Origin of the sequence: Bacillus sp. FSL H7-0578 (assembly GCF_038630855.1) — a bacterium.
Classification (GTDB): Bacteria; Bacillota; Bacilli; order Bacillales; family Bacillaceae; genus Bacillus; species Bacillus safensis.
Window position 1 is genome coordinate 781,224 of sequence record NZ_CP152045.1, and the last position, 25,497, is coordinate 806,720.

Here is a 25,497-nt window from a genome sequence, read left to right on the forward strand (position 1 = left end):
GTGGAGACCGTTGTATCAATGGTGAGAGTGTAAAAAAGTGAAGTGAATAAAGACTGTCCGTGATTTGAATACTGGTGTCTAGCCGGTAGGATAATCACGGATTTTTTATATACTGATCCATAGGTGTCGATCAGAGTAAACCATATGAATGAGGTAGAGGAGGATGGAAATGAGCCAATTCGAGAGTCTAACAAAATACATACCGATGCTCCGCGAGGACCATATCGGAGAATGGGTGATCGATCAAGAAAATGATGGAACAGCTGAACGCCCAATCCAGATGCCTTTTGTCCATTATTCCGAAACGGTCCGTCACTTTATCGAAGATGTCTATACCTTTGTAGAACAACATCAAGAGCTGGAGCTTACCCGCTACAGAGAGATCCTAAAAGATAATGGCATTGAAGGTGGATTGAACGATATCGAGAATGGGGACCTCTCAAATTTAAATGCGCAGTGTGTACTTGCTCTCATCATGGGAGTGGTGAGAGCTGAGCGATTTAGTGAGGGAGCCATATTCAATTTCTTTAAAAGTGGAAACATGTTGAAGTGTCTTGAAAGATTGGATTGTTTGGAGTAAGAGCGGTGGGCGGTTTATTTCAATTATTGGAGTGATCAAATGAAAAATAAAACCGATGTAGTCGATACTTTTCCTCCTTTGAAAATAGAAGAAATTGATCAAATTTTATTATATGAACTTGATGCAATAAAAATTTAAAAAGAAGATGAACGTATAAAATTCATTTTACAAGATCCCTATTGTCCTGATAAAAGTCATATTCACAGTGTGTATGTCATTTATAAGAAGTCTATACTCAATTTACTTGAAGGTACGATTCGTTCTATTCATAGGATGAATTCATGAGTGCTAAGAAAAAAGATCGAACGATTTCTAAAGAAGATATAGAATATGTATTAGAGATGGCTACAGTTGTGGTTCCTGCAAGTGAAAATAATGGAGTATTGACGATTTATTTTTATAGTGGAAATGGAGAAAGGTTAGATAGTATTTTTAATATATGCTTAGGTTATTCAACAGATTTACAAAAAAAAGAGCATAAAGTAAGTTTACAACGATTTATGAATGATATAAAGATTGTTGAACAGATGGGATTGTTAGAAAAACTTTAATCGATATATAGATGTAAATTTACAAAGTAACTCAAATTGTGTGCATGTAATGTAATCAGAATCAAAAAATTAGCAAAACCTAGATTTTAAGAAATCTAGGTTTTTTTACGTAACAGCAGTTATTTCATGGTGACTGAATGCTTAATAGATAATGAATGTGAAGTTGGAGTCTGTATTCTTCAACTTAATCTAATGATAATACGAATGAATATTAAATTCTTCTATTGACTTTCCCCTTTACTGAAAGGTTTATACTTTGATCAGATCAACAAATCGGAGGAGATGCAGGATGTTCAAAATCGGCGATTTTTCTATGTTAAGTAAAGTCCCTGTAAAAACCTTAAGGTATTATGACCAAATAGATTTATTAAAGCCTAAGCAGATCGATCAAGAATCTGGATACCGGTATTATTCAGCTGAGCAGCTGCTTGAGGTCAATCGAATTTTTCTGTACAAGGAATTAGGTTTTACGTTAAAGCAAATGGGACAGCTTCTTCGTGAAGATATTTCTGTCGAGCAGATTCAGGGCATGTTTCTCTTGAAAGAGAGTGAGATTCAGCAATTGATCGAGAGAGAACAACAGAAATTAGCGCGTATTAAGGAGCGGATGCACCTCATCAAACGAGAGGGGTGTGTTGAAAAAGAGCAGGAGGTTATCATCAAATCGGTTGAAAGCAAACGTTTCATGTCTTTTCAATCCAACGGAACTGTTGACGAAATCCCTTCCTTCTTTCAAACGTTTCATCATTTGTTACATCCGCAAGAATTGAACTCTGAGCCGCAAATCGTGCTGTGGAGGGAATCAATTGCTAAAGAAAGTGAGTTCGAATTTGAGGTTGGGTATTCCGCGAAAGCGATAAGGGGCTCTCTGCCTAAAAGCATCACGATACGTACGTTACCAGCCGAAGAAACCATGGCGACGCTCTTATTTCATTCAGATTCTCCATTTGCACAAACTGCTTGTGTTGATCTGGCGACATGGATTGAACATAACGGATATCGCATGAAAGAAGATCAGCCGGGGAGAGAGATTTATTACCCGTTGGCTGAAAATGGAGAAGGAAGACTCATTGAAATTCAAATTCCTATAAAAAATGAAGTCAAATCGTAAACATTGCCCAAAGGAGAAACGTCACGATGAAAAATAAAGCCGTTGTCTATTTACTTGCTTTAGCAGCCTTTTTAATCGGAACAATCGAATATATCATTACAGGAATTATTCAAATGGTCGCAGATGATTTACAGGTCACGACATCAGCTGCTGGTTTATTGGTCACATCACTAGCACTTTCCGCAGCAATTGGCGCGCCGATTGTCATTGCACTGACCATCAATATCGACCGCAGAAAAATATTATCATGGATGCTGATCATTTTTACTTTAAGTAATATCATCACAAGTGTCAGCCATTCGTTTGAAATGGTGCTAATGACAAGGGTTTTACAAGGAATTAGTGGAGGGACGGCCATTGTGGTGGCAATGGCAGTGGCTACTCGTCTTGTCGAACGAGAAAAAAGAGGAACAGCGATTGGCATCATTTTAATGGGATTAAGCAGCTCCTTAGTTTTAGGTGTGCCAATCGGGACGTTTCTAAGCAGCATGATTGGATGGAAAGCATTATTTGCAGCCATTGGATTGATCACGCTCATTCCGCTGATTGTTGTGTATAGGCGCATCCCTTCTATGAAAGAACAAGAAACGGTGACGCTAGGTATGCAGTTATCGATATTAAAGGATAAGAGAATTTTGCTGGCAGTGACAGTGACGCTGTTCTATGTAGGAGGATACTCCACCTTATTTACCTATTTAACGCCCTTCCTGCAAGAATCAGCTAACCTTAGCATCACAGAAATCAGTGGCATTTTGTTACTAGCGGGAATATGCAGCTTTTTGGGCTCCAGTCTTGGAGGGGTTGCAGCAGATAAAAAAGGCCCAACATTCACAATTTTCTCCGGAATTATTCTACAAATCATCATGCTTATGCTGCTGGCATTTGTGACAGGGAAACTCGTGGTCATGGTGGTGGTGATCATGATATGGATGATTGCTACATGGAGCACATCGCCAGCTCAGCAGCTGTATCTCGTCACACTTGTACCCAAATCTCCTGATATCGCATTAAGTGTCAATACATCATTTATTCAATTCGGATTTGCTTTAGGCTCGGGGTTAGGAGGGCTTGTATTGAGCAGGACATCTATATTGCACCTAAGCTGGATCAGCGCTGGAACGGTTCTTCTTGCTTTACTCATGACTATCTTGATGGTGGCGTTTGACCGAATCTCTCAGCAGAAGAGTTTGAAGGTGATGGAGCAAGGTAGATAACATGATCGATTCACTAGTGAACATACAAATTTAGTATTGTATTGTGGGAACTGCTTATTTCGGGTAGTTCCTTGGCCCATTTCGTGGGCTTTTTTTATAAAAATTCTTATCTCTACAGTTCTGCTTTATTACTTCTGTAAATACCTGATCTCCTTGTCATACTTTTGAATGAAATTGACTCAATAGAATTGACGTAAGAACCATGAATAGGTGAAGATGAAATAAACTGTAAGATAAAGGGAGACGGATGATGATACATATCATATTTGGGGCGGCAGCTGCCGGTAGTTTAAAACAAGCAGTACGTGAAATGAAGCAAGATCAAATAGATGATATCATCGCTTTTGATGATATTTATTCGATTGGACCACTTCTACATTTACACGAACATAAAGGACAAGCGAACCGTATAGAGTGGCTGCGTAACGTGATGTCAAATGAATTTGGCTATTTTGACGACATGGTCAACGATCAGCACAGAATGCTTCAGCAAATAAAAGAAATAAAAGCAGGCAGTCGTATTCTCATCTGGACAGGCAGTAATGCCCATGAGCAAATTGGCTTGCGATATGCCGTCTATTTATTAAAAGAAAAAAGGGTTGAATTGTCTGTAATCAATATAACGACAGCATTTGATCAGCTGTTCAATACAAATACAAGAAGAATGGATATTCGACATTCCGGAGAAATTGCATCTGAAAAATTTAAAATTTTGTACGAGAGTAAAGAGCATATTCACCCAGTGACAAAAGAAGAGAGAGAAAGAATACAAAACGAATGGCTTTCACTTGCTAAAGAAAATCATACGCTGCGGATATGGAAAAAAGGGCAAACGATCAGCGTACCAGAAGATGAATTTGATGCTTATTTAGTGAAAATGGCTAAGCGGCTTCATCAGTCCGCGCCAGAAGAAGAGTACATCGTAACTCCACGTCTAATAGGAGAAGTCATTGGTCATTTAGATCAGTATACCGGCGATGATTTTATTGAATATCGACTCAAGACATTAATTGATCAAGGGATTTTTGACATGAAAGGAAAACGAACTTCCATGCGTTATTACTCGATTAAACTGACAGAGTTTGGTCAGAACTTCAAAAAGTGGGTGTGCTGTCGAGAGTTTGTGGATCATCCTTTTGTGAAAATTGAAGGAGATTACGGTAGTGAACCCTTTCATTGCGGGCATTGTCAATGTCATTTAGAAAGAGATGATGTACCAGTAAGCGATACCCTTTTCTCAAAGATTTGGAATTGGAATATACAGTATGGTCGCTGGTTTGACGAAGAAATCGATGATTTACTGCCAAATGGCGTAGACATGGAAAGAAAGTTTAATCAAGAAGGAGAGCGAATCACGAAAGAAGTGAAACGTGAATTATCTCCTGCGTATCAAATTGAATACAGCCCAAGTGAAATGACGAGATATTTTATTTAAAACAATAGAATTAATTAAGTAAATGTAGGTTTTCTAAGAATTAGACATTCGTTGAACTGATGGAAATGAATGTTTAATTCTTATTTTTTATTTATGAAAGAATTTAAGATCCGCAGAAAAACGGAATCTGCAATGGAAAGGGAAAATATTGAAACATTTTTTCGGTAAAATCGTAATAAAGATAGAGCGTTCAACAGAAACATTTAAAACGGAGAGGAGTATTACATGGAACAAGCTGCACTGAAAAAAATGAGGACTAAACAAGTAGTTACCTCTAATTTGCTATTTGGCATGATGATCTTGATTTTTTTTGTTTTGATTCAAAAAGTTGAGATTCAATTTACATATTTCTTTCTTTGTTTAGGAATCTTCATGCTCCTTCAAGGCATTTACGGCTTGATCAAAAAAGGATCAACAAAGTCTATCATTCCCATATTTGAGCAGGTAGCCATTTATGAAAAAGAGAAATTGGGAAAAGAGTGGGAGAAAGAACAAAGAGTGGAAAACATTTGGAAATTGATATTGAGCGGACTAATGTTCTTCCAGTCATTTAGTTTTCAAACGATGCAAGATCCATTTTTTCATATAGAACCTAAGTTTCTCATTTTCTTATTTGTTATGGCTCTAGCCATTATCAATATAAGCATGCTCTTTCGCTTTAGAAAAATCGACCGATCGACGGAAGCGCATGGATTAAAAGGCTTTACAAAGGAATCAAACATGATGGCAATGGCTTTAGGATTATTATCAGTGATTGTCATATTCGGATTTATCGTCATCTTTTTTCTTCCATAAAACAGAATGTTGAGGTGAAACAAATGAATGCAAACATTCAACAACTGATCGATCAGACAAAGGCGAAATTTGGTTTAGATCTTTACTATTTAAAAAGGCACAGTTTTTATCGCTACGTCAATATGTTCAATGAAACGGTTTATACATTGAATATGGAATGGTTTCCCTCTCATGAAGCTGAACCCGAGGACGATGATCTAAACCCGGACGGCACAGCTGTGATTGACGTGAACTTAAATACAGGTCAGATTGAAACGGTCATTTTTGTCATGGACAAAACCTTCGCGAAGAATGGTGTCACATTTAAGAGGCCTTATCCAGCTCATGTCATTCAATGGATCGAAAAAGAAACAGGATTGGTCTATGGTGAGCATTTTCACATGCATCAAAAGGAGAAAGGGGAACTTTTTTTCGAAGAAGCAATAGATGGTGTGAAAGTGACGCCTTCAGGCAGAATCGAAGTGAAATGGGATGAACATGGGCAGCTCATTCACTATATACATCGAGGGCCATTTATGGCAAAAAAACGACTAAAAACTGAAGAATATGTGCTTTCCATTGATAGGATCGAGGATTTAGCTAAGCAGCAAGTGCAGCGGTTTGATTGGCCATCCTTCGAGCAGAATCGAATCCGCCCTATATATGCGTTAGAAGAAATTTATGTCAAGAACGATGGAACAGGAACAATACCGTTTGAAATTGGACGTGAAGAAACGCATTGTATACACATGCATCAGGTCATGGAGTGGAATGAACCGTTAAACAAAGCCTTTGAAAAAAAGGAAATCGATATAAACGAGGACATTACTGCTGAACAAGCCTTGTCACTGGAGCCTTCACCAGATACCTTCCCAATCTCAAAAGAAGAGCAAGCTGCGTGTATCAAAGCGGTTCGAACCTTTTTGGCGCAAAAATATTCAAAGGATACAGGGAAGTGGGTGCTAAAAACACTCCACCGTGATCATGGCTACATCCAAGCGATATTAAAAACGAATGAGCAAGAAGGCTGTGGTTTTATGGATAAGATCAAGGTCTTCATTGACGCCAGCACTTTTGAAGCCATTAATTACATAGATAAAAAAGAGATGTTTCAAGTATGCGGGATACTCAATCCATCTCAAACAGCTAGTGAAATCACCATATCTCCGAAAGAAGCCTTTGAAACATTGAGAGAACGCCTCGAACTTACACCCATCTATGTCTATGACGATGTGCAAAAACAATATGTTTTATGCGGAAAGCTCGACTGTCATGAAGGCGTTGATGCAGTGAGCGGTGAAGTGTTCTCTTTGACAGACCTTTCATAACTTCTAAAAGAACAGTGAGCAGCTGTTCTTTTTTGCCTATTTTCCTCTTTTTAGAATAAAAATGGAATTTTGTAGAAGGAAGTTGTCGTTTCATCACGAAAGAAACAGATAAGAATATGATCATAGGTCCATCGGTTGGAATTCGTATTTCATATAGTAAACGTCATACATATTGAAAACCCATTGCAGTAAAGTTGATCTACAATCTTTTAGAGGAATTCGTGTCTCTAGTAGTAAGCGAAACTAGGCGGACTAAGATCATAGGATGAGTTGAACATGTTTGTTTTTAGGTAAGCTTAAAGCCATAAATAGAAGAAAGTGAGGATATCTACCTTGAGTACATTGGAAGTGTTTCGTCAGTTTTTGGTTGACCATTATCCTGCGTTACAAGATGAGCTTTGGCTGAAAGATGTTGATACCCTTCGAATCTCTCCTATTCTTCATCCTTTTCTGAAAAGCAAGCTGCCAGAAGGAATCGAAAAATTCACTTGTGTCCTATTCACGCAGCAGACAGATCAAACCGCTGCACCGCTCAAAGTTTACCTTTTATTAGATGAATATGAGCAATCGCTTTACGCCATTGATTTGATGAATGAACAAATAGCGCTTCATTAATACAGAAGCAAAAAAGCTGCTTGAGAGCTCCTCAGCAGCTTTTCTTGTGAATATTAGTTTGTCATATCAACCAATCTTGAGTGCAAGTTGTCCAATTCTTTCTTTGTTGGAAAAGAGCTGATCAGCAGTGTAGACCGTCCTAATTGATTAGGAAGCTCAGTATCGGTCACAATCATATCAATCCCAAGTCGATCCATTGTCAGTTCATTTAATGTATTTTCTGGACTTGTGAAAATATGAATGAGAGGAGGCAATCTTAATTTAATTAAATCCGCAATCAACAAACTATGATTATAACCTAATGTTGAAATGACAAAAATGTTCAACACGTTTCTCCGATCCATTTCCAAATGAACAAGCCCCCTCCAGTTAGAAGTAATGATACGAATCAATTCTCGTTCATTTTTCACAAAAGAAGCAAGTATATCGTCTGTTTTTAACTCTTGAATGATATGAGTAATCCTCGAATAGAAGTAAGGAAGCTGTTTTTTTACCTCTGATAAATACCTCGATTTCTTTTTGAAAAGGAATCCATCTCTTACGGTAATTTCCCTAGAATACACATAATATTGGAGAAGAATCAGTGTCATCACCTTGCGATTAGCTATCTCTTGATGAAAAATCAACTCCAATTGATTGATAAAGGAATGAATAGCTTCGAAGAGGTGTGGTGTATGCGATTGAAAGAACGTCAATTTTTCTTCGACAGTTTCAATTGATTTATAATGGCCAATAGCTGGTTCAATCAATAGTAAAAAGACAAATTCGTGACGATCCAACGTAACACCAAAAGTGTCCTTTGTCATTTGGCAAACGTGTTCTTCCAAGTTTTTGATTTGATTATAGATACCTTTAGCTGTAGCTGTTTGTTTTTCCTTATCCATTGAGTACCTATAATTGCGTCGTATTGAAAAATTTTTCCTCACTCGGTGTATGGAAACGGCGAGCCATAGGCAAAATTTATCTATAGCCACATCAGGTAGATTGACTTCGAGCACCTCAAATAGCTTTTGTAAAAAATCAACTGCATCTTGCTTTTGAATATCATCGAATGGCCAAAGCCTGCTTCCATAGACTTCAAACAAAAATTCCACAAAAAATTGACGGATCTCCTTCTCATTTCCATGGAACTGCATACTATCTGGTCGTAACTCAATGTCATACGAGATAAGGAGCGAATTGATTTTATGAATGGTGTTATACAATGTGGATCTACTGATATTCAGCGTGTCCATCCATTCATAGAAAGACCTGTTTTGTTCAAAAAAAACGCCGTCAATCAATCGAATTTCAATCGTATCTTTTAGAATTTCTTTGATATAGTAGTCGACTCGTATCGTCTGTGTATAACAAATGGATATGCCTTGTCTTGGCTTTATGTGGATTAACGGCTCTCCGTTCTCTGTTTGGAACGACTTCATCTGTTCTAAATCGCTTTGAATGGCACGAACCGAACCGATATTTTCATTCGATATCTCTTGTAGGCTCCACCACTTATCTTTTGATACAAGCAGTTTTAAAATGTTTATCCATCTCTTTGATTTATTATCAATGAGCTCCATTAAACAACTAACTCCTTCCCTTGGCTTGCCTCTATATGATGAAGTTCACTTAAAGAACATTTGATTTTCTAAATAGGCATAAAATGATTTTAATGTTTAGGCTAAATCGTTTTGTCTTCACTTTTCATGATAAAAGAGAAAAAAATTAGACGAAAACAAATGTTATTCCCTGTTTCTCCATATATTTCTTTTAAAAGGTGATAAGTAAGCCATGAATCCTATAAAAATGGATCATTTTAGATATTTAAGTTTATTTTTTTGCTGTTGAAACGGTAAATGTAAGAATAAAACGCAGCAGCTTTTTGATTACCATATGAAAGGGAGTAGAAAGGAATGCGATTTATATAATGCTGAACTGACTCACCTTACATACGATATGATACATGCTTGTTTCTTCATATGAACGAACCATATGTGAATACATGCTTATATATGCATGTACACATCGTTTATTGTTCATTCCAGTATAAATATAAAAATTCACATTTAATCTTTTCACGATCCTCTCACTATTCCCCATTTCTATAGACCCCAATCCAGTTACTCTAACCACTACTCATGATGACCTTTCAAGCTCATGATTGATCAACTCATTTTATTCATAGGGTCTTAAGGTGCAATTTTTAGAAAATATTGATCAGAAGCGGAGTGATTGATCTGACAGTATACGAATGATTTTTTTATCGTTGTTGAAAATTAATTTTAGAAAAGGGTGGATGTATTGAAAAGAATATTGTCGCTGGCACTCATTACAGTGCTAGTCATACAGTCTAGTATATTAGGAATCTTGCCTTTAGCAGGGGCACAAGCAAAAGAAATTCATGAAAACATTTATGGGGATATTGAGTTTGCTGATAGCGAAGGCAATAAGTTATCAAGCATGGAAGATCAGCAAGTAAGAAAGGCCACTGTGCATTGGTCTATAAAAGGAATTGATCTAAAAAAACAATATCCGTATGTTCTCACTCTTCCTTCAACCATCCAGGTAGAGAAGGAGCAGAAGGAACCCATTACTGTGGGTGACATAACTGTTGGCGAGTATACCGTTTCAAAAGAAAATGAAGTGACGGTGACATTTAAAGAAGATGTTGAGATCGATCCAAATTTAGAAGGATCAATTGACATCGATGTCACCAGTATAACTCAGCAAGAAGAGAAAACAAAGCAAAATAAGGGTGAAGAAAGTCTTCCAAAAGATGACTCAATCTCATCTGAGAAAGATAAAGCTTCTAACAATCAAGAAGCCGCTCAAACGAAACAAAACGATGAAGATGAATTACTAAAAAACAAAGTGAGCGTGTCCAAGCGTGCAGGGCTGCAAAGTGTTTCAAAACAAATGCTGATACAAGAAAATCTCCTCACTGATGCGAAATTAATATTTGAAGATCAGGAAGGAAATTCAGTTGAAAAGCCTGATATCAACTCACTGATTTCCATTAACTATGAGTGGGCCATCCCGAACGGTCATAGCTATAATGGCGGGGATGAATTCCATTTCAAGGTTCCAGAGGAATTAGTGATTTATGAAAAAATCGATCGTCTTGAGATGAAATTTAATCAGGCAACCATTGGTTATTTTTCTGTAGATGAAAGCGGAAATGCCTCCATCGAGTTCACTGATTTTATTAAACAATATTCAAATATTCATGGAACACTTCAAGTGTGGACGCAATTAGATAAAAAAACTGTCATTACTGAAGAAAAAGAAGTGGTCATTACCCCGATTGAAGGAAAGGATAAAATATCCATCCCGATTAAATACATTCCAAATGGCCCAAATGTCTCTAAAAAGGGAGAACCAAATCGAACTTACAATGCTGAAACCATTCAATGGACAGTAGATTTTAATATGGATTTAGAAGATGTGAAACAAGCGAAACTGTTAGATCCGATTCAAGAAGGTCAGGCATTGAAAAAAGATTCAATTAAGCTTTATCGTATTGATACAAAGCTAAATGGCGAAACATCGATTGGTCAGCTGCTTGACGAAAACCACTACACAATTGGCCAAACAGCAGATGGTCAAGATTTCACGATTGAATTTAAAGATGACGTTCATCTAGCTTACCGTTTAATGTATGAAACGGATATTACGAATCAGGATCAATCTGCATTTCGTAATAAAGCGTCCCTTGTTTCTGGTGATAAAGTGATCAGTTCAGCAGAAGGAACAGTGAATGTGACAAGAGGCAGTCCTTTAAATAAAAAAGCCGCTCACTACGATCCAGTCACACAAACAATTACATGGGAAATTCGATATAACTATAACGAAAAAAAGCTGGCTCAAAAGGACGCTTTGTTAGAAGACTACTTTAACGGCACCCAGGCGCTGATTTCTGATTCATTTCAAGTCAAAGAAGTCACAATTGATCAAAATGGCAACGAAGCAGGGACTAAAGCGTTTGAAAATTATGTAGTTCAACCTCAAAAAAAGGATGAACAAAACGGGTTTACCTTGCAATTCAATCAAGATATTCAATCAGCTTATCTCATCACCTATCAAACGAAAGCAACCGAGCGGATTTTTGAAGCTGAAGAGATTATCAATACTGTAACAGCTGGCAAAGAGAGCAAACAAGGGAAGCAAAGAATTGACCAGCAAATCCTAACGAAAAGTCATGGAACACCGAATTACAAGAACAAGACCATTCCATGGCGTATCACCTTCAACAAAGATCAACAAACGATGAACAATCTAATATTAAAAGATACGTTTACAAACGAAGGATTGACGCTGCAAAAAGATAGTTTAAAAGTAACGACAGGCAATTCAGTGCTTGAAGAAGGCACAGACTATCTAATCGTTGAACATGCAAATGGATTTGATATTCAATTTATGAAAGAAATAAACACAGAACATACCGTCACATATACAACGGCTTTTGATTATGAAAAAAGAGCAGATAAGGATCAAAAGAACCTGCGTAATCATGTAAAGCTTGAATGGGTAAATGAAGATGGCAAGGATTTGACGAAGGAAAATCAATCTGTCTTCACGCCTGACACATACACGCAGTCAAATGGATTCAAGAACGGAACTTATGATGCAAAGAAAAAAGAGATCACATGGAATATCGGTGTGAACTATAACTTGAAACATTTAGAAGAGGCGAAAATCGAGGATTTCATTCAAGGAAATCAGCGTTTGCTTAAAGATTCAATCACCGTTTACTCGCTTGATTTACAAGGCGGGGAAAATGGAGCAGAAGAAAAAGAGGTATTAGCGAAAGAACATTATGACATCAAATTCCTTGAAAATGAAAAGGGAGAAACAGGCTTCGAAGTCATTTTCAAAAAAGCCATTGATTCCCCATACAAAATCACGTATCAAACAAGTGTTGAAGGAATGGATTTAGTACAGAAAACCTACGATAATAAGGCGACCCTTTATGATGGACAGACAAAAGAATCAGACGTGAATGCTGTAGTGTCCATTCCAAATGGAGGGAAATACACGAGCAAATCAGGAAATCAACAAGGGAAAGTCATTGATTGGAAACTGAATATCAACTTTGGTCAATCAACCGTCCAAGATGCGACGATTATAGATCATCCAAGCAGTAACCAAGCCATAATAGAAAACTCATTTCATCTCTATTCGACGACAATAGATGAAAAGGGGCAAGTGGCAAAAGGAGAAGAGCTGGAAAAAGGGAAGGATTATGAGCTAGACCTTGAATTCGATCCAGATTCTTTTCAAATTAAATTTAAAGAAGAAATCACGAGACCATATATTTTAGAATACCAATCTCTCATTTTAGATAAAGTGGGAAGTACACTTCAAAACGAAGTAACGTTTAGAGGTGAAAATGTAAAAGAAATCAAAAAGGAATCCGAAGCCTCAATTGTGGTCAAACGCACAGCTGGCATGGGAGATGGCACAGGAGCGATTGGTGCTTTAACCATTAAAAAGGTAGATGCAAGTACTGGAAAAGCGCTAAAAGGAGCAAGCTTTTCTCTGACAGATGCTGCGAGTGGTATCGTCATTGGAACAAAGGCAACAGATGAAGAAGGAGCTCTTCGATTTGATCGTCTTCTGTATGGTGACTATATCGTGACAGAAGAGAAAGCACCTGATGGTTATATTAAGACGAAGGAACCGATCCATGTAACGATTGATCAGCCTTACGAATCAGGAGATCAAGCGAAAACAGGAAATAGCATGACGGTGCAGAACCAAGAAATACGCCAGCATGTCAAATTAATGAAAAAAGACAAAGAGACAGGTGCTGCATTAGAGAATGCAGAATTTGAACTGAAAAATGAATCTGGAGAGACCGTCCAAACCCATTTGAAAACGGACGAAAAAGGAGAAATTCTTTTCAAACATCTTGAGCCAGGTTCCTATTATTTTGTGGAGACAAACGCACCGAAAGGCTATCAATTAAATCAGCAAAAATGGCCGTTCACCATTAAAGAAAATCAAACAGAAACAACAACTGTAACCGCCGTAAATGACATCATCAAAGGCTCTGCAGAATTGAGCAAAATAGGTGAAGGCGGAGAGAGACTAGAAGGTGCACAGTTCAAGCTATTAGATCAAGACGGGCATGAGTTAAAAGGTTCGCTTGTCACAGGAGAAAATGGCAAGATCACGATAAACGAACTAAGACCGGGTACGTATCAGCTCATTGAAACAAAAGCACCAGATGGTTATGTGTTAGATGAAACACCAATCAAATTTGAAGTACCACTTGATCCAAAGGAACCAGTCGTTATTTCGCAAAAGAACCTATATGAAACAAGTGCATTAGAAGTGATGAAAGAAGGGGAAGATGGCGAGAAACTTCAAGGTGTTCGCTTTGAAGTCAGGGATCAAAATGACGAAGTTGTGCGTAAAGATTTGACAACAGATGAAGATGGGAAGCTTTTTGTCGATAACCTCAAACCGGGCAAATATCAGCTCGTAGAGACAGAGAGTATTGATGGTTACGAAAAGAAAAATAAACCTTATCCGTTTACCATCGAAGTCGCACAAAAAACACCAGCAGAGATCAAAGTGATCAATGATCTTAAAACTGGAGCTGTCCAGCTCACAAAGCTCGGTGAAAAGGATGATGTGCTTGAAGGAGCCGAATTTAAGCTTGTAGATGCAAATGGAAAAGAGATAAAAACAGGTCTCGTCACTGATCAGAACGGGAAGATCATCGTCAACGATCTGAAACCTGGAACCTATCAGTTTGTTGAAACGAAGGCTCCATTCGGTCATGAGCTTGACGAAACACCTGTCACTTTTGCTATTCCATTTAACCCTGAGAAGCTGGTCAGTGTGACAAAAGAAAATAGCCGCACTACAGGCGGAGTGCTGTTACACAAAAAAGGAGAAGATGGGAAATCATTAGAAGGAGTTGTCTTTGACCTATCTGATGCCAAAGGAAAGATAGTGGCAGGAGGAGAAGGGATTACAACCAATCAGGATGGAAAGATCACCTTCACAGGTTTAAAACCTGGAACCTATCAATTTGTTGAAAGAAAGAGTCTTGAAGGCTATGAATTGAGTACGAAACCACTTGCCTTTCAAGTTGAATTAGGTCAAAAAGAATTGATTCAAGTGGAGGCCATCAATCAGCTCAAGAAAGGTTCTGTAGAACTCACCAAAATAGGGGAAGAAAAAGAGAGATTGAAAGGCGCAGAATTTACCCTTTTCAATGACGATGGTAAAGAATTGATGTCGGGTTTAACAACAAACGAGAAAGGCATCATCACTGTCAACGATTTGAAACCAGGCGCTTACCAATTGGTTGAAACGAAGGCTCCTTTTGGACATAAACTAGATACAGAACCAGTAGACTTTAAGATTGAATTCAACCCAAATCAACTGGTGAAAGTGACAAAAGAAAATATTCGGACGACAAGTGCTGTGCAGCTTCAGAAAAAAGGAGAAGATGGTCAGTTGCTCAATGGAGTGACCTTCGATCTGCTTGATGAGCACGATCAACGTATAAAGAAAGACTTAAAGACAGACAAAAACGGTCAACTGACAGTCGATCAACTGAAGCCAGGCACCTATCGATTTGTCGAAACAGCAAGCATTGCCGGCTATGAATTGGATCAGACACCTGTCACCTTTACGATTCGATTAGGTCAAGACAAACCATCAAAAGTAGAAATGATTAACAAGCTGACGCCGGGAGCAGTGGAACTGACCAAAGTGGATGATGAGGGACATACGCTGGAAAATGCAGAGTTTGCTCTTCTGAGTAAAGAAGGAAAAACGTTGAAGAAATCACTTGTAACGGACCAAAAAGGCAAGCTTCACATCAACGATTTAAAACCGGGACAATATCAATTCGTTGAAACGAAAGCACCTCATGGCTATCAATTGGATCATCAGCCGATCCTATTCACAATTGAGAAAAATCAGCAGAAGCCGCTTCAATTAACAGCGAAGAATCACTTGATCTTAGGAAGTCTGCGTATCATAAAGGTAGACCAGCAGACAGATAGAACCTTAAAAGGGGCAGCCTTTGACATTCGTACAAAAGCCGGGAAAACCATAAAATCTGTGACAACAGGAAAAGACGGAGAAGCGATTGTCAAAGGGCTTACACCTGGAGAATATATACTCACAGAGACGAAAGCACCAGATGGTTATGTAGCTTTAAAGAAGCCGCTCGCTTTTACAATTCAAATGGGCGAAGTGAAGATCAAGACAATGATTGTGAAAAATGCACCTGTGAAGAATGAAGAGGATCACACGAATCCTCCAGCTTCAGATAAAGGGGATCAGCATCCGCCTCATGACTCAAACGGTGAGCTGCCAAAGACTGGAGAAGAATGGCTGCGTTATATGATGTATGCAGGGATTTTACTAGTAGTGTCTGGAACTGTTCTCCTTGTTCTTAGAAGAAGAACCATTCAGTAAAAGGAAGGAGTGTATTGATGAAAAAAAGAACCTTATTAGGCAGCTTTTTGGTGGTCGCGGGGCTAATGCTCATCTCCGTTCCTTTTCTATATGAGTGGCGAACTTCTCAAGAGACAGCGGCAATGGAAGAGGCATTAAAGATGATTGCAGAAAATGACAGTGATGCCCTTTCTTCTATTCCACATTTAACTGTGTCAGAAGAAGACCTGCGAGATGTGATGGAGCTAGAGATCCCGTCAATTGATTTAAACGAAAAAGTGCTTCCTGTTACAACAAAAGAAAATTTAGGTATTGCACTGACTCAAATTAAATCTCATCAAATGCCAGGTGAAGGGAATTTCACGATTGCAGGGCATAGAGGGTATAGAGGCGACCGGCTTTTCAGGCAGCTGCCAGAGGTGCCGAAAGGAGAAAAGGTCGTCTTACATCATCAAGCTGAAACATACGAATATAAAATTGTCAGCTCAGCTACGATTGAACCGACGGATGTGGATGTACTAAAGGATCGCGGGAAAAATGAACTGACATTGATCACTTGTACACTTGATGGTCAGAAACGATTTGTCTTAAAAGGAATACGAATCAACGCTTCAAAGGGTGAGCTGCCATCGAATGTATAACACCAACATAATAAATGATGGATACGATGGAAAAGCAGCGCTCACGACCGGCATGTTACACCAATTGTTATCAGAGCATTATCCAACTTTAAAAAACGAACGTTGGGATGTTGATGTAGATACAATTCGGGCTTCGCCTATTCTTCACCCTTTATTAAAAAGAAAGCTGCCAGTTGGTATTGAAAAATTCACCTGTGTTTTGTTCACGCAGCAGACAGCAGCTTTTGGAGAGCCATTGATTGTGTACTTTTTATTGGATGAGAAAGGCGAATCGATTTACGCAATGGATTTCTTGCTTGAGCAGCAAGATACCCATTAAACGAGAAATAAAAAAAGAGGCTTTGATGAACGGGTTCGATTTTAAGGTAGAAAAATAAAATCAGTCATATCATGAGGACTCTAATTCGGATAAGAATTAGAGTTCTTTTATTTATATATAGGCATTTTACTAACTTTATTATCTACTAAAATTAGCATATCAATTGGTAGAAGTCCGCTGCCTAGCAGATAGTCTCCAATGACTGCTCCATATTTTAGATGATAAAGATTTTATAAAATGGATTGAAAACAGAGGTCATAATCACGATTGACGACCAAAGAAGATCATCTAGTTTTTATCCCTTCCCCTGTTTCTTCAGAAGAAATATCAGAAAGTGCTAAGGATAATAATGTGTTGACTCCAAAATACTGATAAAATTTATTTAGATATTCCCTAATTATAGGTGTGGAGGTAGAAGAATGCTAAAAGAAGACCCCCAATATATTTTTCATCATGATAAACGACCAGAAGTTGCTCATGATTTAGCCGATGTAGATGAAAATTCCACTGAGTTGTTAATCACAGGAAAAACAAAAAATATTGAAAGGTTGAAATCTTTTTCTAATCTGACGAAATTGTGGATTTACAAAGTGAACCAAAAGGAATTCAATACGATCTTGAGCTTAGTTAATCCCAAAATGCTCTATATGCGTGAACTGAGAGTAGAAGATTTATCAATCATCAGTTCTCTTAAAGATGTTGAGGTATTGGCACTTGAATGGAATACAAAGGCACAAAGTTTATGGGATTTATCAAAAAACACTTTTTTAAAAACTTTATCCATAACAGATTTTTCAAAGTTGAATGACATAGCCCCTTTGCAGAAAAAAACTGATTTAGAATGGTTAGAATTGTCAGGCGGTCTTTTTAATTCATTAAACTTAAATACTCTTCAACCTTTAAGATACCTCAAGAATTTAACATATCTGTGTTTATCAAATATAAAAGTGAAGAACGAGTCTTTAGAGCCGATATCGGAATTAGTGGGACTCAAGGAACTTGAAATTTCGAACCAATTCCCGACAGAAGAATATGCCAGGTTATCCGTAACCCTCCCAAATACGAAGTGTGATCGTTTTGCGCCATACATCTTTTTATCAAGTCCTATTGTAGATAAAGATGTGATGGTGATTGGAAAGCGAAAACCGAAATTAAATTCAAAAGTTGATGGGGCAAAGCTGCAAAAATACGAAGAACAATTTAAAGCGTACCAAGAAAAGTATATAAATTAACTTAAAAAGCAATGGAACATCAATTCCATTGCTTTTTCTATTGCTACTGTAATGGCAATACCATCATAAATTTTTTCTTTCTTGTGATTCAATTACGCAAACAGCTTGAGCCCAACCACACCAATCACAATCAGCAGCAAACTTAGTATACGAACCATGTTTTTCGGCTCTTTAAATAGAATCATATTAAACAAGACAGAGCCCGCTGTTCCAAGTCCAATCCAAACCGTATAGGCAACGGAGACTTGAACGGAAGAAAACGAGGCGTATAAAAACAAAAAGGATAAGGCAAACCCGCCGACAAATAAAATGCCTGTCGTGAATTGCTTTTTCTTACTAAACATATTGAGGCCAATGGTGCCGCCGATTTCGCAGGCAGAGGCCAACAGTACAAAAAACCAGCCCATTTATACCGCTTCTCCTTTCTGCTCATGTGCATCTCCATCAGACACTTTCAGTCCGATAATTCCGAGAATTAAAATGCCCATAAATAAGAGCTTTTCTAATGAAAACGAACCGCCGAACAGCGCATAATCCATCAATGACGTACCAATCGTTCCAACTCCGGCAAACACGGCGTACACAGTCCCTGTCGGCAGCTTCTCGCAGGCCTTCATTAAAAAATAAAAATCAACCGGGATCAGGCAGATAATGACCGCCCATTCCCACACAGCATCAGCTCTATTTAAACCAAACACCCAAAGTAATTCGAATAAACAAGTGAGTGCAACATACATCCAGCTTTTTTTCATCGTATTTCCTCCTAAAACTTAAAAATGACGATTCGTCATTTTGAAACCAAAAAAGAGCGTACAGCAAGTGCTGTACTAAGTTAAGGTGTCTCTAAGCCAAGTGCGTAAAGAAGAAATTGCTTCACCTCTCGCTTTTGAATCAGAACCTCTTCTGTATCTGTTTCCGTAAATAAGTACATTTGCTCAGCAGAAGATTCGAGTAAACCGATAATGAATTTGGCTGCATATTGACAGTTCAAATTCGCACGGACCCTTTTGTCCTGCTTTGCTTTTTCTAAAAAAGCAGCGACCCATTTGTAAATTGGCTCATAAATATCTTCCCATTCCTTTAAATGCTCGGTGGCGGCTAAGCCTGAGTAGGTCAGGGCAAGGACATCACGGTATTGCCTTGTAAAAGCGAAAATGAATTCAACAAGCGCATCTGCTTGATCGAGGACATCTGCATGCTGAGTTAATTCCTTTTCGATCGCAGGCACCATCTGTGCGATCAAATGTTCAGCGATAGCAGGCATGACGGAAAGCTTTGAAGGAAAATATAAATAAAACGTTCCTTGCGCTACTCCTGCTGCTTTCACAATATCCGAAATGGTCGTCTTTTCGATTCCTTTTTCTTTAAACGCATCAATCGCAGCAAGCATAATCTTTTCTCGTTTCGACATATCATCACCGGCCTTAACTGACTGAATGTCATTCAGTTTAGCGAGAAAATGACGATTTGTCAATATGGTTTTCTCTTCATTGAATGTGAGAATAAGTGATGAATAGATGCGGGCAAGCCTGAATAAGCTGTAAATATGGTCAAGCATCATCATGTGAGAAAGGGGCAGCTTTCTGTATGACATCCAGTGCTATGTTTTCCATTGCTTATTTTCTCCTGCTCGTCCCGCTCTATTTACATATGAGATACAGACAGGCAAAAAAGCACAATCGTTTTATTTATTTGCGGACAGAATTGGTTCTTGCCAGTCTGTTTATTTATACGAATGTTTTATTATATTTGACGGTCTTTCCAAATCGTTTTTCCGCCCCAAGAGATCAGGTGAGTGTTAATCTCTTGCCTTTGCAGTCCATTTATCAAAATCTTCACGCCTACCATCACGGCTATCCAAATCTTGTCTTTTTAAATTTAGCAGGCAACATATTGTTATTTGTACCACTCGGTTTTTTTCTATATCAAGCCTTTCGAACCATGCGCTGGCAAAAGGCGGTTCTTGGTGGCTTTCTCCTGTCAACCATGATCGAATTGCTCCAATGGATGTTCTCACAATCTGGTATCATTACAAGAAGCAGCGATATTGATGATATTCTTTTAAATACACTTGGCACAGCGCTAGGCTGTATCGTGTATCAGATCTATCGAAAAAGGAAGGAGAAAACCTGAGTGAAGCGAGTTTGTATCATTCCATGTGGCGCGAAGAAAATTTGGGACGTCGATCCAGAAGCAGGGAGCCAGCCGGCGAACCTCGTTTATTTAAGTCCGCTGCATCAGCGTACGAAAAGCTATGCCCAAACGTTTTTTTCAGACTGGATGATCTTATCAGCGAAGCACGGGTTCTTAAAGGCAGATGATATCATACATGAAAATTATGATGTTGCTTTTGGTACACCGCATGCTAAGCAGATCACACGAGAAGAACTGAGCCAGCAATTTCATCAAAAAAATCTTTTCGCATATGATGAATTGGTGGTACTAGGTGGAAAGAAATATCGAAAAGTGATCGACCCTTTATTACAGCCTCATCAAAAAGCAAATTATCCGCTGGCTCCATATAAAGGAATTGGCTACATGCTTCAGGCGTTACATCAAGCAGTGGAATCAAAAATAGAACTTCCGCCGCATATTTAACACATTCACATCTACCGGTAAGCAGGGTTTTGATCTTTAAAAAGAGAATAATTGAAATAGCGATGCTGATTGTTTCATATCTTTTCAGCAGCCACTAGGATGCCCGTATCGCTCGGGTGAAGTGGCTCAATGAAAAAGGGAGGCGTATGAACATGACAACCATCTATTTAGCTGGTGATTCGACCGTTTCATCATATCCAGATCGTCCTGTTCAAGGAGGATGGGGAGAGTTTTTACACCGCTATACAGCGCAAGGGGTGAACGTCGAGAACCGTGCCATTGGTGGAAGAAGCTCAAAAACATTCATTGAAGAAGGACGCCTTGATGACATATTGGCTGACATTCAGCCAGGAGACTGGCTTTTCACACAAATGGGGCACAATGATGCTTCCAAGGAAAAGCCTGAGCGGCATACAGATCCTTTCACGACGTATAAAAGCTACCTGTCTCAATATATTCATGGAGCAAGAGCAAAAGGGGCAACACCACTTTTACTCACGCCAGTCGGCCGTTTTCATGAAAAAGACGGAGAATTTATCAATGATTTTCCTGATTACTGTGCCGCTATGAAAGAACTAGCTGATGAAGAAGAAGTCCTTCTTGTTGATTTAAATACGGTAAGCCTTCAGTTTTATCAAATTTCCGGTATAGAGAAAACGACTTCTTACTTTATGCTGTCAACAGGAATTGAGGACCGCACGCATTTTACAAAAGAAGGCGCAGATGCGATTGCAAGACTTGTTTCTCTTGAATTAAAAGACCTTGGTTTAACCATTGTGTGATGGATGACAGGACGAGTGAGCGCTCGTCCTGTTCTTTTTTTGAAGAAAGCTATTGATTCCCTTCACTAGAGTAGACTACAATAGACACATATGATAATGAGAATCAATATCACTGAAAAATAGATCATTCGATGGAAAACTGGAGGGACTCAAATGACAGATCAGCTTGAATTGTTTGACGTCACCATTATTGGCGGCGGTCCAGCAGGCATGTACACCGCCTTTTATAGTGGGATGCGGGACTTAAAGACGAAGGTACTTGAGTACAACGAAAGCCTTGGCGGGAAAATCCTTCTTTATCCTGAAAAGGTCATTTGGGATGTCGGCGGTTTGCCGCCAACAAGAGGAGAACAGCTGATACAGCAGCTGGAAACACAGGCGAAAACATTTGAACCAGAGATTGCACTGAATCAAAAAATCACGTCATTCGAGCGAGATGAACATAATCACATCTTACTGACGGCTGAAAATGGTGATCGTCATTTGACAAAGACCCTCATATTAGCGATGGGTCACGGCATTCCAGTTCAGCGGAAACTTGAAATCGAGGATGCAGACCGCTATGAAGTGACAAACCTTTATTACACTGTCCAGGAGCTTAAGACATTTGCAGGGAAGCGGGTTGTGATTTCTGGAGGCGGCGACTCAGCGGTTGACTGGGCCAATGCTCTTGCACCGATTGCTGAAAGTGTCACCGTCGTGCATCGCCGTGACATGTTTGGCGGACATGAGAAAAACGTCGCCAACATGAAGGCAACTTGCAAACGAATTTTAACCCCGCATGAACTAACAGAGCTGCATGGTCAAGGCGACAAAATTGATGCGGTCACCATTCAAAACATAGAGACAGGTGAAAAAGAACGAATCGAAACAGATGCTGTGATCGTCAATCACGGGATGAAAGGCGATTTAAGCGTGCTATCAGAATGGGGCCTCAAGCAAGGTGAATGGGGACTGATCGAGGTTAATGAAAAAATGGAAACCAATTTACCGGGCGTCTATGCGGTAGGCGACTTGTGTACACATAAAAGCAAGGTCCGCTTAATTGCCGGCACGTTTGTTGATGGAGTCAATGCACTGAATAGCGCGAAGCTTTACATCGAACCAGAAGCTGAAAAAGTGGCGTACGTTTCCTCTCATAACGAACGCTTTAAAGAGAAAAACAAAGAATTACAAACGGCTGGAGCTCGTTAAATCATTCAAATAACATAGCAAAAGTGCTGTCCGCATCGCATGTGGCAGCACTTTTTATATGGGTCCATTAACTGCGAGGCGCAAATAACATCACACTGACTCCAGCCAAACAAATCAAAGCACCCATCCAGTCATATAGATCAGGTGTTTTTCGATCGACCCACCAGCCCCAGAATACAGCAAGAATGACAAAAACACCGCCATAGGCAGCATAAACCCGTCCGAAAGTCGGGAACTGCTGGAAGGTCGGAATGATGCCATATGCTACCAAGATGAGGCTGCCGGCGATCCCGAAGCTGACAGGCTTTGCTTCACGCAGCCAAAGCCATACCAAATAGCCGCCGCCAATTTCTGCTAAACCTGCTAATAAAAAAAGAACAATCGTCACCATCATATACGGACACTCCAATTTCTCCAATTTACACCCTATTATGACATGAGGAAAGAATGCGTTCTACCTCAATTGAATTGAGAGGGAGACGAGAGTTTGCTAAAATCAGCTGATCAGAGAGTGGTCACACATGGATTCTTGACTTTTGTACCACGAGTGATCCAAATGGTCTGTTATGTCGTAAAGTAAGTACATTCTCATGAGGAGCACACTTCCTTTTTCAGCACTCTTTTTTTCTCCTTGAAAAAAGAGTAAAGTACAAGGTAGGCTTATTTCAGTAAATCGAGTGATAAGCAATACGTGAAGGATTTCATGATGAATACGCATGCTCTTTCTCATGAAAAAGGAAGGAGATGACCATGGACACATTGCAAGATTTTGAGCTGTATCAAAAGATCAAATATGATCGTCACAAGCCCTCGCTTGAAGTGCTGTACGATCGCTATGAACGTGTGTTATATTCGTTTATTTATAAAATGACTGGCAACCGTGAGCTCGCGGAGGAAGTGCTTCAAGAGGTCTTCATCAAGCTCTGGCGCGGCATAGGAGAATATCATACGGATAAAGGGAAATTCTCCTCGTGGTTATTTATGATGTCACGCAACACGGCCATTGATCTTATAAGAAAGAACCGGAATGAAACGGCTTTGGAAGATGAGCAGATTGAATATTTAGCTGATCATCAAGAAGATATATCAAAAGAAGTAGAATGGAACGAGGAAAAACAAATCATACGTGAAGCAGTATCTACATTGTCAAAAGAACAGCAAACCATCATAGAAGATGTCTATTTTAAAGGAATGACACAAAAGAGCATCGCAGACAAGCTGGGCATCCCTATTGGTACGGTAAAAGGAAGGGTTCGATTGTCATTGAAGCATTTGCGATCGAAACTGTCTCGCGGAGGAAAGGAGGAAGAGGCATGACTCAGTGTAAACATCAAGTGATTGATTATTTCAACGGGCATTTACAAGGAGAAGAAAAAACGCAATTTGAAGAGCACATCAAGCACTGCTCAGCTTGCAAAGAAGAGCTTGAAGAATTAACATCGCTCATGTCTGACATTCCATTTCTAGCAGGTGACCAAACACCTCCGGCAGGGATGAAAGACCGTATTTTATCCCAGGTGTTTGAAGAAGAGACAGTCGAAGAAAAGAACAGCCATAAAAAAGAGCTCAAGGCTGCACCTGAGCCAAACGAAATCAAACCGCTGCAAAAGAAACGAAACCAGTGGCTCTTACCGCTCGTTGCGGCACTGCTTCTCATATCAGCAGCTGGAAATGTGTATTTCTTATCGAATGGAAAAGAACAGGCGGAAGAACCTGTCAGGGTTGTTGCCACAAAATCATTGGCATCGGCCGCATCACCAAAAACGACAGGTGCTTTTTCAGTAATAGAGCATAACGGTAAAAAAGAACTTGTGGTGAGTGCAGACGGCTTAAAGGGTCAGCTTGATTCATCTGCTGTTTATCAAGTGTGGCTCATTAAAGGAGATCAGCCGGTGCCAGCCGGTGCCTTTAAAACAGATAACAAGGGGGAAGGAACCGTCACCTATGCGTTATCTGAAAAAGAAGCAGGCGAATCATGGGATACCGTGGCTGTTACACTTGAACCGAAAAAGGATAACAAGCTCCCGCAAGGCCCTGTCGTACTAAGCGCTGCTTTTTAAGTTTGATTCATGAAAAGGATGCCTTCTTGGGGCATCCTTTTTTGATAGCGAAGGGGAACATTTTGGCAATTGAAACGTAGTACATACGGAGGTGAAACACATGAAAACATCTATAGAAAAAGACCTATTTCTTTTATCAGTCAGACACGCATTGATTGCCATTTATTTTCTTGTGATCCCATTTGCAGTCCCAATTTTTTATCACCCATCTCCTTTATCGATAGCGCTTATTGCACTATTTATAACTCATAACTTAGCAGAAAGTATCATTTGGTTCTACAAATCGAGAAAAATTAGAAAGCACCAATCTGGTGATTTATTAAAACGCGGGCAGCTCCTTAGCCAGCTCGTGCAAAGAGTTGAACAGCTCATCATCCTCGGTTTTGTGATTCTTTTGATCAATGAATGGATACAAGGAAGGGCGGATCTATCTACACTCTCATTCACTCTTTTTCTATTGACCGTTGTTTTTCTCCAGCACGTCCAGTTTTATTACGTTCAGCTATTTTTTAAAACGAGCAGCTGGTTCACTTATGTCCCTTCTTTGCAAAAGGCACGTCCTTCATACATGGCGAGGGAGCGAAACGCCCTGAAAAGGTCATAAATGTGCCGTCATTCGTTTGATCCAGCCATAAACATCAGAAAATTATGATAAAA

The 25,497-nt window shown here is 39.2% G+C and carries 24 protein-coding genes; 19 read left to right on the forward strand and 5 right to left on the reverse strand.

Annotated elements, in window-relative coordinates; all coding sequences use genetic code 11:
• The first annotated feature begins 169 nt into the window (after positions 1–169).
• The 8 genes from MHB41_RS03870 to MHB41_RS03905 all read left to right on the forward strand — a co-directional run bounded on the left by MHB41_RS03870 (position 170) and on the right by MHB41_RS03905 (position 7,608).
• Positions 170–580, forward strand: a complete 411-nt coding sequence (locus MHB41_RS03870; protein WP_120208589.1) for a DUF6508 domain-containing protein — start codon at positions 170–172, stop codon at positions 578–580.
• Between the two features lie 281 nt (positions 581–861).
• Positions 862–1,131: a hypothetical protein gene (locus MHB41_RS03875; protein WP_254114605.1), complete on the forward strand. Its 270-nt coding sequence runs from the start codon at positions 862–864 to the stop codon at positions 1,129–1,131.
• A 289-nt stretch (positions 1,132–1,420) separates the two neighbouring features.
• Complete coding sequence (locus MHB41_RS03880; RefSeq protein WP_120208587.1) at positions 1,421–2,242, forward strand: MerR family transcriptional regulator; 822 nt, start codon at positions 1,421–1,423, stop codon at positions 2,240–2,242.
• A gap of 26 nt (positions 2,243–2,268) precedes the next feature.
• Positions 2,269–3,456 (forward strand): MFS transporter, encoded by a 1,188-nt coding sequence (locus MHB41_RS03885; protein ID WP_120208584.1) that lies wholly within the window; start codon positions 2,269–2,271, stop codon positions 3,454–3,456.
• Positions 3,457–3,706: 250 nt separating this feature from the next.
• Entirely contained in the window at positions 3,707–4,891 is a 1,185-nt protein-coding gene (locus MHB41_RS03890) for a DUF1835 domain-containing protein (protein ID WP_217008932.1), read from the forward strand.
• Positions 4,892–5,116: 225 nt separating this feature from the next.
• Positions 5,117–5,686 carry a hypothetical protein gene (locus tag MHB41_RS03895; protein ID WP_034283720.1) on the forward strand — a complete coding sequence of 190 codons (570 nt, stop codon included), beginning with the start codon at positions 5,117–5,119 and terminating at the stop codon, positions 5,684–5,686.
• Positions 5,687–5,709: 23 nt separating this feature from the next.
• Positions 5,710–6,993, forward strand: coding sequence for a hypothetical protein (locus tag MHB41_RS03900; protein WP_120208579.1), 1,284 nt, complete (start codon positions 5,710–5,712; stop codon positions 6,991–6,993).
• Positions 6,994–7,326: 333 nt separating this feature from the next.
• On the forward strand, positions 7,327–7,608 hold the full coding sequence (locus MHB41_RS03905; RefSeq protein ID WP_024425245.1) for a hypothetical protein: 282 nt from the start codon (positions 7,327–7,329) through the stop codon (positions 7,606–7,608).
• 53 nt (positions 7,609–7,661) lie between these two features.
• Here MHB41_RS03905 and MHB41_RS03910 read toward each other — a convergent pair whose 3' ends face one another.
• On the reverse strand, positions 7,662–9,170 hold the full coding sequence (locus tag MHB41_RS03910; RefSeq protein WP_340899164.1) for a helix-turn-helix domain-containing protein: 1,509 nt from the start codon (positions 9,168–9,170) through the stop codon (positions 7,662–7,664).
• A 712-nt stretch (positions 9,171–9,882) separates the two neighbouring features.
• Between MHB41_RS03910 and MHB41_RS03915 the strand changes: the two genes are divergently transcribed.
• The 4 genes from MHB41_RS03915 to MHB41_RS03930 all read left to right on the forward strand — a co-directional run bounded on the left by MHB41_RS03915 (position 9,883) and on the right by MHB41_RS03930 (position 18,206).
• A complete protein-coding gene (locus MHB41_RS03915; protein WP_340907453.1) occupies positions 9,883–16,035 on the forward strand; it encodes a SpaA isopeptide-forming pilin-related protein in 6,153 nt (2,050 codons plus the stop codon).
• 17 nt (positions 16,036–16,052) lie between these two features.
• Positions 16,053–16,655, forward strand: coding sequence for a sortase (locus MHB41_RS03920; RefSeq protein WP_217008934.1), 603 nt, complete (start codon positions 16,053–16,055; stop codon positions 16,653–16,655).
• On the forward strand, positions 16,648–16,974 hold the full coding sequence (locus tag MHB41_RS03925; RefSeq protein WP_041116234.1) for a hypothetical protein: 327 nt from the start codon (positions 16,648–16,650) through the stop codon (positions 16,972–16,974). The genes MHB41_RS03920 and MHB41_RS03925 overlap by 8 nt, the downstream gene beginning before the upstream one ends.
• 419 nt (positions 16,975–17,393) lie before the next feature.
• The gene (locus tag MHB41_RS03930) at positions 17,394–18,206 is read left to right on the forward strand and encodes a leucine-rich repeat domain-containing protein (RefSeq protein WP_217008935.1); all 813 of its coding nucleotides are present in this window, start codon (positions 17,394–17,396) and stop codon (positions 18,204–18,206) included.
• Positions 18,207–18,298: 92 nt separating this feature from the next.
• Here MHB41_RS03930 and MHB41_RS03935 read toward each other — a convergent pair whose 3' ends face one another.
• The 3 genes from MHB41_RS03935 to MHB41_RS03945 form a co-directional block, all read right to left on the reverse strand.
• Positions 18,299–18,613 (reverse strand): multidrug efflux SMR transporter, encoded by a 315-nt coding sequence (locus MHB41_RS03935; protein WP_041116238.1) that lies wholly within the window; start codon positions 18,611–18,613, stop codon positions 18,299–18,301.
• Positions 18,614–18,958 (reverse strand): SMR family transporter, encoded by a 345-nt coding sequence (locus tag MHB41_RS03940; RefSeq protein ID WP_034283735.1) that lies wholly within the window; start codon positions 18,956–18,958, stop codon positions 18,614–18,616. It lies immediately after the preceding gene.
• Between the two features lie 80 nt (positions 18,959–19,038).
• On the reverse strand, positions 19,039–19,617 hold the full coding sequence (locus MHB41_RS03945; protein WP_046314349.1) for a TetR family transcriptional regulator: 579 nt from the start codon (positions 19,615–19,617) through the stop codon (positions 19,039–19,041).
• Between the two features lie 176 nt (positions 19,618–19,793).
• Here MHB41_RS03945 and MHB41_RS03950 point away from each other — a divergent pair, with 176 nt between their 5' ends.
• The 4 genes from MHB41_RS03950 to MHB41_RS03965 all read left to right on the forward strand — a co-directional run bounded on the left by MHB41_RS03950 (position 19,794) and on the right by MHB41_RS03965 (position 22,780).
• Positions 19,794–20,339, forward strand: a complete 546-nt coding sequence (locus MHB41_RS03950) for a VanZ family protein (RefSeq protein WP_034283737.1) — start codon at positions 19,794–19,796, stop codon at positions 20,337–20,339.
• Entirely contained in the window at positions 20,340–20,804 is a 465-nt protein-coding gene (locus MHB41_RS03955) for a DUF6884 domain-containing protein (protein WP_041116240.1), read from the forward strand.
• Between the two features lie 152 nt (positions 20,805–20,956).
• On the forward strand, positions 20,957–21,586 hold the full coding sequence (locus MHB41_RS03960; RefSeq protein WP_340899161.1) for a rhamnogalacturonan acetylesterase: 630 nt from the start codon (positions 20,957–20,959) through the stop codon (positions 21,584–21,586).
• 153 nt (positions 21,587–21,739) lie between these two features.
• A complete protein-coding gene (locus tag MHB41_RS03965; RefSeq protein ID WP_061110584.1) occupies positions 21,740–22,780 on the forward strand; it encodes an NAD(P)/FAD-dependent oxidoreductase in 1,041 nt (346 codons plus the stop codon).
• Positions 22,781–22,847: 67 nt separating this feature from the next.
• Here MHB41_RS03965 and MHB41_RS03970 read toward each other — a convergent pair whose 3' ends face one another.
• On the reverse strand, positions 22,848–23,174 hold the full coding sequence (locus MHB41_RS03970; protein ID WP_034283743.1) for a YnfA family protein: 327 nt from the start codon (positions 23,172–23,174) through the stop codon (positions 22,848–22,850).
• A 356-nt stretch (positions 23,175–23,530) separates the two neighbouring features.
• Between MHB41_RS03970 and MHB41_RS03975 the strand changes: the two genes are divergently transcribed.
• The 3 genes from MHB41_RS03975 to MHB41_RS03985 all read left to right on the forward strand — a co-directional run bounded on the left by MHB41_RS03975 (position 23,531) and on the right by MHB41_RS03985 (position 25,444).
• Positions 23,531–24,097 (forward strand): sigma-70 family RNA polymerase sigma factor, encoded by a 567-nt coding sequence (locus MHB41_RS03975; protein ID WP_034283744.1) that lies wholly within the window; start codon positions 23,531–23,533, stop codon positions 24,095–24,097.
• Positions 24,094–24,840 carry an anti-sigma factor gene (locus MHB41_RS03980; RefSeq protein WP_034283745.1) on the forward strand — a complete coding sequence of 249 codons (747 nt, stop codon included), beginning with the start codon at positions 24,094–24,096 and terminating at the stop codon, positions 24,838–24,840. Before MHB41_RS03975 ends, MHB41_RS03980 begins: the two co-directional genes overlap by 4 nt.
• A 100-nt stretch (positions 24,841–24,940) precedes the next feature.
• Positions 24,941–25,444 carry a hypothetical protein gene (locus tag MHB41_RS03985; RefSeq protein ID WP_034283746.1) on the forward strand — a complete coding sequence of 168 codons (504 nt, stop codon included), beginning with the start codon at positions 24,941–24,943 and terminating at the stop codon, positions 25,442–25,444.
• Positions 25,445–25,497: the final 53 nt, after the last annotated feature.